The sequence below is a fragment of the Novosphingobium sp. YAF33 genome (genome assembly GCF_052113265.1).
Lineage (GTDB): Bacteria > Pseudomonadota > Alphaproteobacteria > Sphingomonadales > Sphingomonadaceae > Novosphingobium.
The window spans coordinates 231,358-243,344 of record NZ_JBFRCW010000005.1; the positions used below are offsets into that span (position 1 = coordinate 231,358).

Consider the following 11,987-nt stretch of genomic DNA (forward strand, 5'->3'; position numbering starts at 1 on the left):
TTCCATCGATCAATCAGGGCTGCTCGCCGATCAGATGATCCAGTCGGGCTGCGCTTCGTGGTCGCGGATGATGTCGAGCAAGGCGTCGGCCGCCTTGCTGCGATAGCGCTCCTTCTGCCGCAGCCCGAAGAAAGGCCGACGGGGCAGGTGAAACGGCAGGGCATGAAGGGAGCGGGCCGCCAGCGCGGTATCGACGACCAGCTTGGAGAGGACGCCGTAACCCGCGCCGGTCAGAACGGCGGCGAGGACCGCTTCGTTCGACGGCAGCGTCAGCACCACGTCGAGCGCGCCGGGATCGAGACCGCGATCGCGGACCGCCGCTTCGAACGTCGAGCGGGTGCCCGAGCCTTCCTCGCGCATGACCCAGGGCGCTTTCGCAAGCCAGTCGTTGGTGACCGCCTCTACCGGCTCCCGGCCGACCATGACCATCTGGTCGGCGCCGATCGGCCAGCGTGCCAGCGCCGGATCGTCGACGGCGCCTTCGATGAAGCCCAGTTCGGCATCGCCCAGATGGACGGCGCGGGCGCTCGACTCGGTATTGGCGATGGCGACCGACAGCGCGATCCCCGGATAGCGGCGCTTGAATGCGGCAAGGCGCGCGGGCAGCCAGTAGCCGGCGATGGTCTGGCTGGCGACGAGGCGCAGTGTCCCGCGCTTGAGGCCGCCATATTCCGCCAGGGCCAGTTCGGCGCTGGCGGCACGGGCGACGACGGCGCGGGCTTCGTCCAGGAACATCCGGCCGGCGTCGGTAAGCTCGATCCCGCGTCCGACGCGGTTGAACAGCTTCACGTCGTGGCGGATTTCCAGCGCTGCAATCGCGCCGCTTGCGGCCGACTGGGTGACGTTGAGCGCCCTGGCCGCCCGAGTGACATGCTCCCGTTCGGCGACCGCGATGAAGATGCGCAGCTGTTCAAGCGTCATCCAGGCGATGTGCCCCGCGCCTTCGCCGTTGGCAAGGCGCGGGTGCAGGAAGGTGTTCGATATTCGGCGCGGCGGGGGATCGCTCCCCCGCCCGGTGTTCGCCAATGGCGATACTCAGTGATCAGGCGCTCGGTGATTATGGGCGCTCAATGATTGTGACGGGGCGTCTTTTCGGCGATGCGGCGGTATTTGACGGCCATCTCCATCACCGCGCCGTCGGCCATCTGTCCGGTCTTTTCGCGGAACAGTTCCTCCCACGGCGTATGGCTCTCGGGGATCGGCGGCGGCCCCTCGGCCTTGCGGGCGGCGATCTCGGCCTCGTCCACCAGGGCGTTGCAGGTGCCGGCGCGAATGTCGATGCGGATGGTGTCCCCGGTGCGCAGCCACGACAGCCCGCCCCCGGCGGCGCTCTCGGGCGAGCAGTTGAGGATCGAGGGGCTGTCCGAAGTGCCCGACTGGCGGCCGTCGCCCAGGGTCGGCAGCCACTGCACGCCCAGCTTGATCAGGGCATCTGGCGGCTGCATGTTGACGACTTCTGCCGAGCCGGGCCAGCCTTGCGGACCGGCGCCGCGCATGACGAGAATGCAGTCCGCATCGATCTGCAGCGCGGGATCGTTGATGCGGTGGTGGTAGTCCTCGCCCCCTTCGAATACGATTGCCCGCGCCTCGAACGCGCCTTCCGAGCCGGGGCGGGAGAGGTAGCGGTCGTGGAACTCGGCGCTGATCACCGAAGTCTTCATGATGCCGAAGTCGAACAGGTTGCCCGAAAGCACCAGGAAGCCGGCCTTTTCGCGCAAGGGCGAGGCGAAGGGCCGGATGACCTCGCGGTCTCGCGCTTCGCGGCCCTGGAGATTGTCGGCCAGGGTTTCGCCGGTCACGGTCAGGCACTGGTCGGCGAGGACGCCGGCCTGCTGCAGTTCCCACATGATCGCAGGGACGCCGCCGGCACGGTGGAACCGTTCGCCCAGGAAACGTCCGGCGGGCTGCATGTCGAGGATCAGCGGCAGGTCGTAGCCATGTTCGGTCCAGTCGGCCGCGGTCAATTCGACGTCGGCATGGCGGGCCATCGCCATGATGTGCGGCTGCGCATTGCTCGATCCGCCGATGGCGCTGACCACGCGGATGGCGTTGAGGAAGCTGTCGCGCGTCAGGATCCGCGAGGGGCGCAAGTCCTCGTGCGCCATTTCGACGATGCGGCGTCCGGTTTCATAGGCGTATTGCCCGCGTTCGCGATAGGGCGCCGGGATGGCCGCGCAGCCCGGCAGCGAGAGGCCGAGCGCCTCGGCGACGGCGTTCATCGTAGAGGCCGTGCCCATGGTGTTGCAGTGCCCGGCCGAAGGTGCGCTGTCGCAGGCACGCTGGAGGAATTCCTCCTCGTCGATATCGCCCGCCGCCAGCTTGCGGCGGCTGCGCCAGATGACGGTGCCGGAACCGACGAGATCGCCTTCGTGCCACCCGTCCAGCATCGGCCCGCCGGACAGGACGATGGCGGGAATGTCCACCGTGGAAGCGGCCATGACTTGCGAAGGCGTGGTCTTGTCGCAGCCGGTGGTCAGGACCACGGCGTCGATCGGATAGCCGTAGAGGATCTCCACCAGCCCCATGTAGGCCAGGTTGCGGTCAAGCGCGGCGGTCGGGCGGCGGCAATTCTCGAATATGGGATGGACGGGGAACTCCATCGCGATCCCGCCCGCATCGCGAATGCCGTCGCGCACTCGCTTCGCGAGGTCCAGGTGGATGCGGTTGCAGGGCGACAGGTCGCTGCCCGATTGCGCAATGCCGATGATCGGGCGGCCGGAGCGCAGTTCGGCGGGGGTGATGCCGTAGTTCATGAAGCGCTCGAGATAGAGAGCCACCATGTCCGACCGCGCAGGATCGGCGAACCAGTCCTGCGAGCGGAAACGGCGTTCGGGAATAGCGGTCATGGTCTTCATCCTCTCTCGGCACTGCCGCTGGACACCTAGCACATCCTGGCGGCCCCAATGCAAGGGCCCCGGCGACCGCGGGGCAAGAATGGACGATGACTTGCGGATGGCGGGCCTGCCGGGCCGCGTCGTTACGCGGCGGTCGAAGGCGTGGCCGCGCCGATGATGAGGCCGTCGCCGATCCATTTGCCCAGAAGGGCGGCGGCGCGGGCCATGCCGGGTTCCTCGCCCAGCGCCTCGACCAGCGACGCGCAGAGCGCCGTGAAATCCTGCCCCGCGGCGCAGAGGGCGATGGCCTGCTCTTCTACGGCATCGATGGTGCGAAAGGTGGGGGCGAAGTCCTGCCGCCACACCAGCAGCGCGGCGGCTTCCGGCAAGCGCGCGGCTGCGGGCGGCGTTTCGCCGGCAGCCAGAGCCGACCAGATCGCGGCCGCATTCGTCGTGGCGGGAAGGATCTGCAGGCTGGGCGCGAAGTGGAGGACGGCAGTGTCCCAGTCTACCGCCGCGAGATCGGTCAGCGGCATCGGCACGGCATCGGGCGCCGTGAACGCGCGGGACAGCGCCCATTCCAGCGCCGCCAGTTCGGACACTTCCGCATCACCGGGATAGAGCCGGGCCAGCGTCTCGGCAAAGCCGGCGGGATAGACGTCCAGCGTCCAGGCATGCGGAGGCACCGCGTCGATATGAGCGATGGAAGCAGCGAGAAACGCTTCGTCGCCCAGCCAGGCATGGGTGTGTCCCAGCGTTTCGGCCAGGCAGGTGACCAGCTGCGTGCGATAGTTGTTCTGATAGACCGACAGGCCGGGCCGGGCGGTCGGGCCGATGCGGCGCGCCGCATCCTCGGAAGCTTCGACCAGCCATCCGCGAAAATCGCCCTGAAGTGCCGCGAGGTTCATGCCGCCGCCTTTCGCCGGGCCGCCGTGCCAATGCGGCGCGCCGTCCCCAGTTCGGCCAGCAGTTCGTCCAGCGGGGGGATGGCGTCGTCCCGCTCGATCATCGTCGCCACCGGGCCGAGGCGGCTCATGGCATGTTCGTAAAGGGTCCAGACCGGGGTCGGGACGGGGCGGTCATGCGTGTCGATCAGCATGTCCTCGCCCTGGCTGTGCCCCGCGAGATGGACCTGGCGCACCCGTGCGGCAGGGATGCCGTCCAGATAGGCGATCGGATCGAAGCCGTGGTTCACGGCGCTGACGTGGATATTGTTGACGTCCAGCAGCAGGTGGCAGCCGGTGCGCTGGCACATGGCATCGATGAAGGCCCATTCACTCATCGTCGATCCGTCGAAGGCGACGTAGCTGGAGGGGTTCTCCACCAGCATCGCGCGGCCCAGCACATCCTGCGCCAGGCCGATGTTCGCGCAGACCACGTCGAGCGCTTCGGCGGTATAGGGCAGGGGGAGCAGGTCGTGGGAATTGAAGCCTTCGAAACGCGACCAGCTGAGGTGGTCGGACACGAACAGCGGCTCGATCTCGTCGACGAGTGCCTTCAGCCTTTCGAGATAGGCGCGGTCGWGGCCGTCGGCCGAGCCGATCGACATCGAAACGCCGTGCAGCGCCACCGGGTGGCGTTCCCGCACGCGCCGCAGGATGTCGCGCGGGCGGCCGCCATCGACCATGAAGTTTTCCGAGATCACTTCCACGAAATCGACGTCGATCTCGGTTTCAAGAAAGTCGCGGTAATGCTCCCTGCGAAGGCCGAGGCCATAGCCGGAGAAAGTCGGGACGGGTGCGTTCATGGTCATGCTCGCGGCAGGTTGGCGGGGGGGGGGGGGGAAGGCGGGCCCGGGCGGAACCGAAACCGCCCGGGCCCTCCTGCACCTTACTTGGCCTCGGTGGTGCGGCCGCCGGCAGCGGCGCAGGCCTTGGCGGTCATTTCCTTGAAGCCGTGGCCCTTGCACACGTTCATGCCCTTGCAGTCGTTCTGGGCGGTCTTGCAGTCCGAAGTGCCCTTGCAGCTGTTGACGCCATAGCAGTGGATGGCTTCGGCCTTCGCGTCCTGGGCGCTCGCGGGCACGGCATTGGCAGCGGCGCCGAGAGCGAGCAGGGCGGCCGTGGCGGCGAAAGTGATGCTGGTGGACTTGGCGTTCATGGATCGATCTCCCGATGGGTAGTGCCGGTTTGGCCCTTCCAGTTCGGCGCGGAGCGGGCCGGGGTTACAGCGCCGACAATTTCTTTTTACCAGCGCAGCACGCGAGGCCCCAGCAGGGCCCCGGCGCCCGCCGCCAGCGCGATGCCCAGCGTATACCACGTCAGCACGAAGATCGCCGAGACTTCCGGGCAGTGCAGGCAATAGAGGGTCGCCGCGCAGGACCCTGCGGCAAGCCCCGCCGCCGCCCCCGCCGCACGCAGCCGCGTGGGCGCCAGTCGGCGGAACGACCAGAGCAGACCGACGAAGATCGGCGCGGCTAGCATCAGCACCAGCGAAGAGCAGACCTTCCAGCTATGCCCCAGCCACATCGCCAGCCATTCCGCCTGCGGGACATGGGCCATCTCTACCACGCCGATAACGGCGAGCAGGCAGACCGGTACGGGCAGCAGCCATAGCCAGCGCGATGCGGACCTGCCCGGCCGCGCCAGCCGGGCGACCAGGATCAGCGCGCAGACCGCCAGCGAGAGCGTGTAGAGCCACTTCACCCAGAACGAATAGCCGCGCATCGCCAGACCCAGATCGGGCCGGATGCCCAGGCCGATGGCGATCAGGATGGCGGTGGCCGCGCCGCCCATCAGCAGGCCCAGCGCGATCCGCCGGGCTACCGCGTGGCGGCGCACCGGCTTCACGTCGGCCGAGAGCGTGTCGATGAGAGTCTCGACGTTCATCGCCGCTCTCCCGCGATACGGGCGGCCAGCGCCTTGAGACCCCGGTGGACCGAGACTTTCACGTCCGACGCGCCAAGGCCCGCGCGGTCGGCGGTTTCGGTGATGCTGAGGCCGTCGATCCGGGTGGCGCGGATGGATTCCGCCTGCTTGGGCGGCAGCTCCGCAAGCAGGCGGTCCAGGTCCATGCGGGCATTGCTGGCATCCTCGAAACCTTCGGCAACCAGGATTTCCTCCAATCCCTCGATCGGGCAATTGCGGCGGCGGAGCCGGAAGTGGTCGATCATCTTGTAGCGCGCGACCGCAAAGAGCCATGGGGTGAACAGGCGGTCACGGTCGTAAGTGGCGCGCCGGGTATGCACGGCGATCAGCGTTTCCTGCACGAGGTCCTCGATATCGTCTTCGCCGCCCTGCATGCGGCGGCGATAGAAAGCGCGGAGCAGGGGGACAAGCGCACGCAGCAACGCGGCATGAGACGGCGCGTGGCCATTCAGCCCGCCGATCATCATCGCCCTCAGTTCGTCTTCGCTTGCCTGCATCGATGCTCCTCACCCCCATTCGGGAAAGCGGCCGCAAAGGTTACAGGTCTGTCTAGAATAAATTTCGGCGCCGCGCACTGTAACCTTCGTCGGCATCGGTCCGAACTGGCTTTCATGAAGCGGCCGAATGACCGGCCTGCACGAAAGGTGACTTCCGCCATGAACAAGACCCCCGCCGCGCTCGCCGCCGCCCTTGCCCTGTCCGTCGCCGGCCATGCCGCCGCGGCGCCCGCCGCCCCCATGGAAAAGTGCTACGGCGTCTCGCTCGCCGGAAAGAACGATTGCAAGGCCGGTGCGGGCACCAGCTGCGCCGGCACTTCGAAGACCGATTACCAGGGCAATGCCTGGAAGCTGGTGAAGGCCGGTTCGTGCGAGAAGATCAAGACGCCCAAGGGCCACGGCTCGTTGACGCCCAAGGCCTGAGCCTTTCAGCGAACCCGTTCAGCCCGCATCCGGCCGGTGCTGTGATCGGCCCTGGCCGGATGCGGGCGCTCTTTCACGGAACACCGCGCCATGCCCAAGCTCCAAGCCATTTCCGATCGCGCCGCCGCGCTGGCGGCACGCCTCCTGCCCGAGGATCTGCTCCTGCTGATCGCCCGGCTGGGCATAGCGGCGGTCTTCTTCCAGTCCGGCCGCACCAAGGTGGAGGGCATCCTTACCATCACCCCCGGCACCTTCGAGCTGTTCCGCAGCGAATATGCGCTGCCGCTCGTATCGCCCGAATTCGCGGCCAGGGCGGCGGCCTATTCCGAACATGTCTTCCCGATCCGGCTGGTGCTGGGGCTGTGCACCCGGCCGGCCGCAGCTGCCCTGCTGGGCATGACCGCCGTCATCGAGATTTTCGTCTATCCCGATGCCTGGCCGACGCATCTCAGTTGGGCTGCGATCCTGCTGCCGCTCATCGCGCGCGGCGGCGGAGCATGGTCGCTCGATGCGCTGATCGGAAACATGCCGGGGGCGGGGCGGACGGTCAGTGCGCCGACATCGAGAAGGGCCTGAGCCCGCGACCTGAGCCCCAGGCCTTGTCGGGCCGGGCCTGCATCACGAAGCGAAGCGTGCCGCCGCCGCGTATTTCGGCATCGGAGATCCATGCGCGGTCGAGCGGGCGTCCGTTCAGTTCCACTTTGCCGACATAGGGATTGGCGTCGGAGAAGTTGTCGGTCTCGATGGTGAAGGTCTTGCCGCGGGGCAGCGTGATGGCGGCGTGGCGCACAAAGGGGCGGCCGATCACATACTGGTTGGATCCGGGCGTCACCGGATAGAAGCCAAGTCCCGTGAAGACCAGCCAGGCCGACATCTGGCCCAGGTCGTCGTTGCCGGACAGGCCGTCCGGCGTGGGCTTGTACTGGCTGTCGACGATCTGCTTCAACCGCTCCTGCGTGCGCCACGGCGCGCCGGCATGGGCGTAGAGGTAGGCGACGTGATGGCTCGGCTCGTTGCCGTGGATATATTGACCGATCAGGCCGGAAATGTTCTCGGCATGGCTATAGTCGAGTTTCGAATTGTCGAAGTCGAACATGGCGTCCAGCCGGGCGATGACCTTGCCGTCGCCGCCGAGCATGCGGAACAGCCCGGCCTGGTCCTGCGGCACGAACCAGCTATATTGCCAGGCGTTGCCCTCGGTATAGTCCGAACCGTAGTTGATCGCGGTGGGATCGAACGGCGTGCGGAAAGTGCCGTCGCTCTTGCGGGCGCGCAGCCAGCCGCTCTTCGCGTCGAAGGAATTGCGCCAGTATCCGGCGCGCTTTGCGAACCGCGCGGCCTGGTCCTTGCGGCCCATGGCCTGCGCCATGCGGGCGATCGTCCAGTCGTCGTAAGCGTATTCGACCGTCTTCGATGCCGCCTCGGGTTCCTTGTCGATCGGCACGTAGCCGCGCTGGATATATTCGGCCAGGCCGCCGTAGGGCGCATAGTCGGCGCTGGCGACCATCGCGTCGAGCGCCCTGGCCGCATCGAACCCGCCGAGGCCCTTGAGATAGGCATCGGCGATCACCGGCGCGGCATGATAGCCGATCATTGTCCAGGTTTCGCGCCCGGCGAATTGCCACACCGGCAGGATGCCCCAGGGACTGTGCTCGCGGCTGGCGACCAGCGAATTGACGATGTCGGACGTGGTCCTTTCCGGCTGTACCAGGGTCAGCAGCGGGTGCTCGGCGCGGAAAGTGTCCCAAAGCGAAAAGGTCGAGCGGAACGTGAAATCGCGTGCGATGTGGACCTGATCGTCAGGACCGCGATAGCGCCCGTCAGTGTCGCTCCATACGCTGGGTGCGAGCAGGCTGTGATAGAGCGCGGTATAGAGACTGGTCCGCATCTTCGGCGGTGCGTCCATGCTGAGCCGGGCCAGGGCTTCGCGCCACTGCCCCTCGGTGCGGCGGCGCACGGTATCGAAATCGGCGCCCTCGGCATCGAGATTGGCGATGGCGCCTTGCTCGTCCACCCCGGACAGCGCGACGCGCACTTCCAGCGGCCCGTCCAGCGAGCCGAAGTCCAGCCGGGCCTCCAGCGCCTTGCCCAGCTTCTCGGCCACGCCGTCCGCGCTCCGACCCGGCAGGGCCTGCGGTGCGCGGAAGCCCTTGTAGGGAACGTGCTCGTCACGGTCGATGAAGGCGTGGTCTTTCAACGGCGCGGAAAAGCGCATCGCGAAGAACAGCTTGCGGCCCGGCGCCCAGCCGCGCGTCTCGCGAAAGCCGGTGATCGTGCCGTCCTCGTGCACGTGCAGGCCCGACCACAGGATCTTGCCGGGATAATCGTAGAGGCTGCTGCGCAAGTCGATCACCAGGTGCGCGTCCGTTCCCTTGGGGAAAGCATAGCGATGGATGCCGACGCGGGTCCCGGCGGTCAGTTCCGCACGCACGCCGCTGTCGGCCAGGGTCACGGCATAGTAGCCCGCGCTGGCCACTTCGGTCCCGTGCGAGAAGCGCTGGCGATAGCCGGAACCGGGCCGGTCGGCGCTGCCGGGGTCGAGCTTCACGGCGCTGGCCGGGCCGATGGCGGGCATCACCAGCAGGTCGCCCAGGTCCGAGTGCCCGGCTCCTGAAAAGTGCGTGTGGCTGAAGCCCTGGATCGTGCTGTCGTGATAGCTGTAGCCGGCGGCATGGGCGTAGCAATCGCGTATCTGGCAGGTCGCGTCGGTATCGGGCGAGAGCTGCACCATGCCGAACGGCGCGCTGGCGCCCGGGAAGGTATGTCCTTCGGGGCCGGTGCCGATCATCGGGTCCACCCAGCGCAGCACGTCGTCGTCCGGCGCCGCGGCCAGCGGTTGCACGAGAAGGGCGCTGGTCAGCAGGGCGACCGAAAGGAGAAGTCTCATCGCCGCATGATAAGCCGAGCCATGACGGCTGTTCAACCGCGCGGCGAACCTTCCTGGACGGATTGCGAGGCGGTTCTGCTCATCGGCGGCGGTTCAGCAGGCAGGCGACCGCGCCGGTGGCCGCGATCGGCCCCATCCAGTCCACCCACTGATCGAGCTTCGGCCATACCCGCAGGTCCATCGGCGCCCACCACGGCATATTCGCCCTCAGCCCATGTCCGTAGACTTCGATCCAGCGATACTCCGCCTGCGCCACCTCACGCCCCAGGAAATAGGCCGAGGCCGCCAGGGCCCCGCTCCACCAGTTTCCGGTAAGAAACCGAAACAGGCCCTGGATCGCCAGGGCCGCGAGGGTGTGTTCGAGAAGGCTCATCCGAGCCGTCTAGACCGATCGGACGGCCTGCGCATACCGTTCTTGAGCGAAACAGCCGAGGCCGCAGGATGCACATGGCGCCAGTCTGGATCTATCCATGATCTCCCGGCCTTGGCCTTTGGTGGAATGCCGGTATAGCTTTCGAACCGGCAGCGGCCCAGGCTATGTGCCGTCTTCTCCTGCCATGCCGCCGGCCCGAGTGATCCGCAGACGCGTTAACGAAAAGCGAAACAACCCATAAGGAGTTCGACTTATGCTCGTGCTGGCCTTTCTGATCGGGATCGTTGCGGGCCTGCGGTCGATGACCGCTCCGGCCGCAGCCGCTTTCGCGGCGCGTTTCGGCGGCCTGCATGTGGCCGATACGCCGCTCGCGTTCATGGGCTACGCTTTCACGCCCTGGATCCTCGGCGTCCTGGCTCTCGGCGAACTCGTCACCGACAAGCTTCCCTCAACGCCCAGCCGCAAGGTGCCGGTGCAGTTCGGGGGCCGTATCCTGACCGGCGGGCTATCCGGGGCGACCATCGGCGCCGGCAGCGGTAGTCTGATCGCCGGGCTTCTGCTGGGCGCGCTCGGTGCCCTCGTCGGCACGCTTGGCGGCGCGGCGGCGCGCGGGGCGCTGGCAAGGGCCTTCGGAAGCGACCGCCCGGCGGCCCTTCTGGAAGATGTCGTGGCAATCGCGGCGGCCGTCATGATCGTGAGCCAGGCATGACCGAGCATTTCGACGCCATCATCGTCGGCGCCGGTCAGGCCGGTCCCGCGCTGGCGGGGCGCTTGACGGCTGCCGGAATGACCGTCGCGCTCATCGAGCGCCGCCATGTCGGGGGAACCTGCGTCAACACCGGCTGCAGACCCACCAAGACGATGGTGGCCAGTGCCTATGCCGCCCACCTCGCCCGCCGCGGTGCCGATTTCGGCGTGAGCAGCGGTGCGGTCTCGGTCGATATGGCCAAAGTGGCGGAGCGGGCACGCCGGATCATCCTCGATGCCCGTCACGGCAACGAGGATTGGCTTCAGGGCATGCCGGGGCTTGAGCTGGTTCGCGGCCATGCGGCCTTCCTCGGCCCGGGGCTCATGGCGGTGGGTGAGCGCCGTCTGTCGGCGCCCCGGATTTTCCTCAATGTCGGCGGCCGTCCGGCTATCCCCGATCTGCCGGGCGTCAAGGATGTCGCCTTCCTGACCAATGCCGATCTGATCGCGATCGACAATCTGCCCCAGCATCTCGTGGTCATCGGCGGCAGCTACATCGGCCTGGAATTCGCGCAAATGTTCCGCCGCTTCGGCAGCCGGGTCAGCGTGGTGGAAATGGGACCCCGCCTGATCGCCCGGGAGGACGAGGACGTTTCCGAGGAAATCCGCGGTATCCTTGAAGCCGAAGGTATCGAGGTGCGCACTTCGGCCACTTGCATCAGCCTGGCGCCGCACGAAACGGGCGTCTCCGTTGGGGTGGACTGCCAGACCGGCGCGCCGTCGATCCAGGGCAGCCATGTCCTGCTGGCCACCGGGCGGCGACCCAACACCGACGACCTCGGCCTCGACAAGGCGGGGATCGCCACCGACGCCCGCGGTTACATCACGGTCGACGATCAGCTCGCCACTACATGCGAAGGCGTCTGGGCCCTCGGCGACTGTAACGGCAAGGGGGCTTTCACTCACACCGCGTGGAACGATTACGAGATCGTCGCTGCCAATCTGCTCGACGGCGAGGCGCGCCGCGTCAGTGCGCGGATCCCTGGCTATGCGCTTTACATCGATCCGCCACTCGGCCGTGTCGGCATGACCGAGAGCCAGGCCCGCGCCAGCGGCCGATCGTTGCTCGTGGCCAAGCGTCCGATGTCCCGGGTCGGCCGCGCGGTGGAGAAGGCGGAAACGCTGGGCTTCATGAAGCTCGTCGCCGATGCCGAAACGCGTGAAATCCTCGGCGCCGCCATTTTGGGCACGTCGGGCGACGAGGCGATCAGCGGCGTGCTCGACCTGATGAACGCAGGCGCAACCATCGATACGCTGCGCTGGGCCGTGCCCATTCATCCCACGGTAGCCGAATTGCTCCCCACCCTTGCCCTGGACGCGAAGCCGGACGGCGGCGCGTCATGATCGCCAGGGCGCCGG

At 67.4% G+C, this 11,987-nt stretch carries 13 protein-coding genes; 4 read left to right on the forward strand and 9 right to left on the reverse strand.

Annotation, left to right across the window (positions count from 1 at the left end):
- Positions 1–30 precede the first annotated feature (30 nt).
- The 7 genes from AB4Z00_RS12110 to AB4Z00_RS12140 form a co-directional block, all read right to left on the reverse strand.
- A complete protein-coding gene (locus AB4Z00_RS12110) occupies positions 31–921 on the reverse strand; it encodes a LysR family transcriptional regulator (RefSeq protein WP_442046215.1) in 891 nt (296 codons plus the stop codon).
- A 146-nt stretch (positions 922–1,067) separates the two neighbouring features.
- Positions 1,068–2,846 (reverse strand): IlvD/Edd family dehydratase, encoded by a 1,779-nt coding sequence (locus AB4Z00_RS12115; protein WP_132266755.1) that lies wholly within the window; start codon positions 2,844–2,846, stop codon positions 1,068–1,070.
- Positions 2,847–2,977: 131 nt separating this feature from the next.
- A complete protein-coding gene (locus AB4Z00_RS12120) occupies positions 2,978–3,742 on the reverse strand; it encodes an HvfC/BufC family peptide modification chaperone (RefSeq protein ID WP_442046125.1) in 765 nt (254 codons plus the stop codon).
- Positions 3,739–4,581 (reverse strand): MNIO family bufferin maturase, encoded by an 843-nt coding sequence (bufB, locus tag AB4Z00_RS12125; RefSeq protein ID WP_442046126.1) that lies wholly within the window; start codon positions 4,579–4,581, stop codon positions 3,739–3,741. The genes AB4Z00_RS12120 and bufB overlap by 4 nt, the downstream gene beginning before the upstream one ends.
- An 83-nt stretch (positions 4,582–4,664) precedes the next feature.
- Entirely contained in the window at positions 4,665–4,934 is a 270-nt protein-coding gene (bufA2, locus tag AB4Z00_RS12130; RefSeq protein WP_132266749.1) for a BufA2 family periplasmic bufferin-type metallophore, read from the reverse strand.
- 86 nt (positions 4,935–5,020) lie between these two features.
- A complete protein-coding gene (locus AB4Z00_RS12135) occupies positions 5,021–5,662 on the reverse strand; it encodes a DUF1109 domain-containing protein (protein WP_132266746.1) in 642 nt (213 codons plus the stop codon).
- Positions 5,659–6,198 carry a sigma-70 family RNA polymerase sigma factor gene (locus AB4Z00_RS12140; RefSeq protein WP_442046127.1) on the reverse strand — a complete coding sequence of 180 codons (540 nt, stop codon included), beginning with the start codon at positions 6,196–6,198 and terminating at the stop codon, positions 5,659–5,661. Before AB4Z00_RS12140 ends, AB4Z00_RS12135 begins: the two co-directional genes overlap by 4 nt.
- Positions 6,199–6,357: 159 nt before the next feature.
- Here AB4Z00_RS12140 and AB4Z00_RS12145 point away from each other — a divergent pair, with 159 nt between their 5' ends.
- Both AB4Z00_RS12145 and AB4Z00_RS12150 read left to right on the forward strand, forming a co-directional pair.
- Positions 6,358–6,621, forward strand: coding sequence for a BufA1 family periplasmic bufferin-type metallophore (locus tag AB4Z00_RS12145; RefSeq protein ID WP_442046128.1), 264 nt, complete (start codon positions 6,358–6,360; stop codon positions 6,619–6,621).
- 90 nt (positions 6,622–6,711) lie between these two features.
- On the forward strand, positions 6,712–7,197 hold the full coding sequence (locus AB4Z00_RS12150; RefSeq protein ID WP_442046129.1) for a DoxX family protein: 486 nt from the start codon (positions 6,712–6,714) through the stop codon (positions 7,195–7,197).
- Here the strand turns inward: AB4Z00_RS12150 and AB4Z00_RS12155 are convergent.
- Together AB4Z00_RS12155 and AB4Z00_RS12160 are read right to left on the reverse strand one after the other, a co-directional pair.
- On the reverse strand, positions 7,169–9,508 hold the full coding sequence (locus AB4Z00_RS12155; protein WP_442046130.1) for a GH92 family glycosyl hydrolase: 2,340 nt from the start codon (positions 9,506–9,508) through the stop codon (positions 7,169–7,171). The genes AB4Z00_RS12150 and AB4Z00_RS12155 overlap by 29 nt on opposite strands.
- 79 nt (positions 9,509–9,587) lie before the next feature.
- Entirely contained in the window at positions 9,588–9,881 is a 294-nt protein-coding gene (locus AB4Z00_RS12160) for a hypothetical protein (RefSeq protein ID WP_442046131.1), read from the reverse strand.
- A gap of 253 nt (positions 9,882–10,134) precedes the next feature.
- On the opposite strand from AB4Z00_RS12160, the gene AB4Z00_RS12165 reads away from it, so the two are divergent.
- Both AB4Z00_RS12165 and AB4Z00_RS12170 read left to right on the forward strand, forming a co-directional pair.
- The gene (locus tag AB4Z00_RS12165; protein WP_442046132.1) at positions 10,135–10,590 is read left to right on the forward strand and encodes a DUF4126 domain-containing protein; all 456 of its coding nucleotides are present in this window, start codon (positions 10,135–10,137) and stop codon (positions 10,588–10,590) included.
- The gene (locus tag AB4Z00_RS12170) at positions 10,587–11,972 is read left to right on the forward strand and encodes an FAD-containing oxidoreductase (protein WP_442046133.1); all 1,386 of its coding nucleotides are present in this window, start codon (positions 10,587–10,589) and stop codon (positions 11,970–11,972) included. The genes AB4Z00_RS12165 and AB4Z00_RS12170 overlap by 4 nt, the downstream gene beginning before the upstream one ends.
- Positions 11,973–11,987: the final 15 nt, after the last annotated feature.

What these genes read in the sequence shown, in the direction of transcription:
- bufA2 (WP_132266749.1), bottom strand. Translation starts at nt 4,934, where the DNA reads ATGAACGCCAAGTCCACCAGCATCACTTTCGCCGCCACGGCCGCCCTG.
- AB4Z00_RS12170 (WP_442046133.1), top strand. Translation starts at nt 10,587, where the DNA reads ATGACCGAGCATTTCGACGCCATCATCGTCGGCGCCGGTCAGGCCGGT.
- AB4Z00_RS12155 (WP_442046130.1), bottom strand. Translation starts at nt 9,508, where the DNA reads ATGAGACTTCTCCTTTCGGTCGCCCTGCTGACCAGCGCCCTTCTCGTG.
- AB4Z00_RS12140 (WP_442046127.1), bottom strand. Translation starts at nt 6,198, where the DNA reads ATGCAGGCAAGCGAAGACGAACTGAGGGCGATGATGATCGGCGGGCTG.
- AB4Z00_RS12110 (WP_442046215.1), bottom strand. Translation starts at nt 921, where the DNA reads ATGACGCTTGAACAGCTGCGCATCTTCATCGCGGTCGCCGAACGGGAG.
- AB4Z00_RS12115 (WP_132266755.1), bottom strand. Translation starts at nt 2,846, where the DNA reads ATGACCGCTATTCCCGAACGCCGTTTCCGCTCGCAGGACTGGTTCGCC.
- AB4Z00_RS12165 (WP_442046132.1), top strand. Translation starts at nt 10,135, where the DNA reads ATGCTCGTGCTGGCCTTTCTGATCGGGATCGTTGCGGGCCTGCGGTCG.
- AB4Z00_RS12145 (WP_442046128.1), top strand. Translation starts at nt 6,358, where the DNA reads ATGAACAAGACCCCCGCCGCGCTCGCCGCCGCCCTTGCCCTGTCCGTC.
- AB4Z00_RS12135 (WP_132266746.1), bottom strand. Translation starts at nt 5,662, where the DNA reads ATGAACGTCGAGACTCTCATCGACACGCTCTCGGCCGACGTGAAGCCG.
- AB4Z00_RS12120 (WP_442046125.1), bottom strand. Translation starts at nt 3,742, where the DNA reads ATGAACCTCGCGGCACTTCAGGGCGATTTTCGCGGATGGCTGGTCGAA.
- AB4Z00_RS12160 (WP_442046131.1), bottom strand. Translation starts at nt 9,881, where the DNA reads ATGAGCCTTCTCGAACACACCCTCGCGGCCCTGGCGATCCAGGGCCTG.
- AB4Z00_RS12150 (WP_442046129.1), top strand. Translation starts at nt 6,712, where the DNA reads ATGCCCAAGCTCCAAGCCATTTCCGATCGCGCCGCCGCGCTGGCGGCA.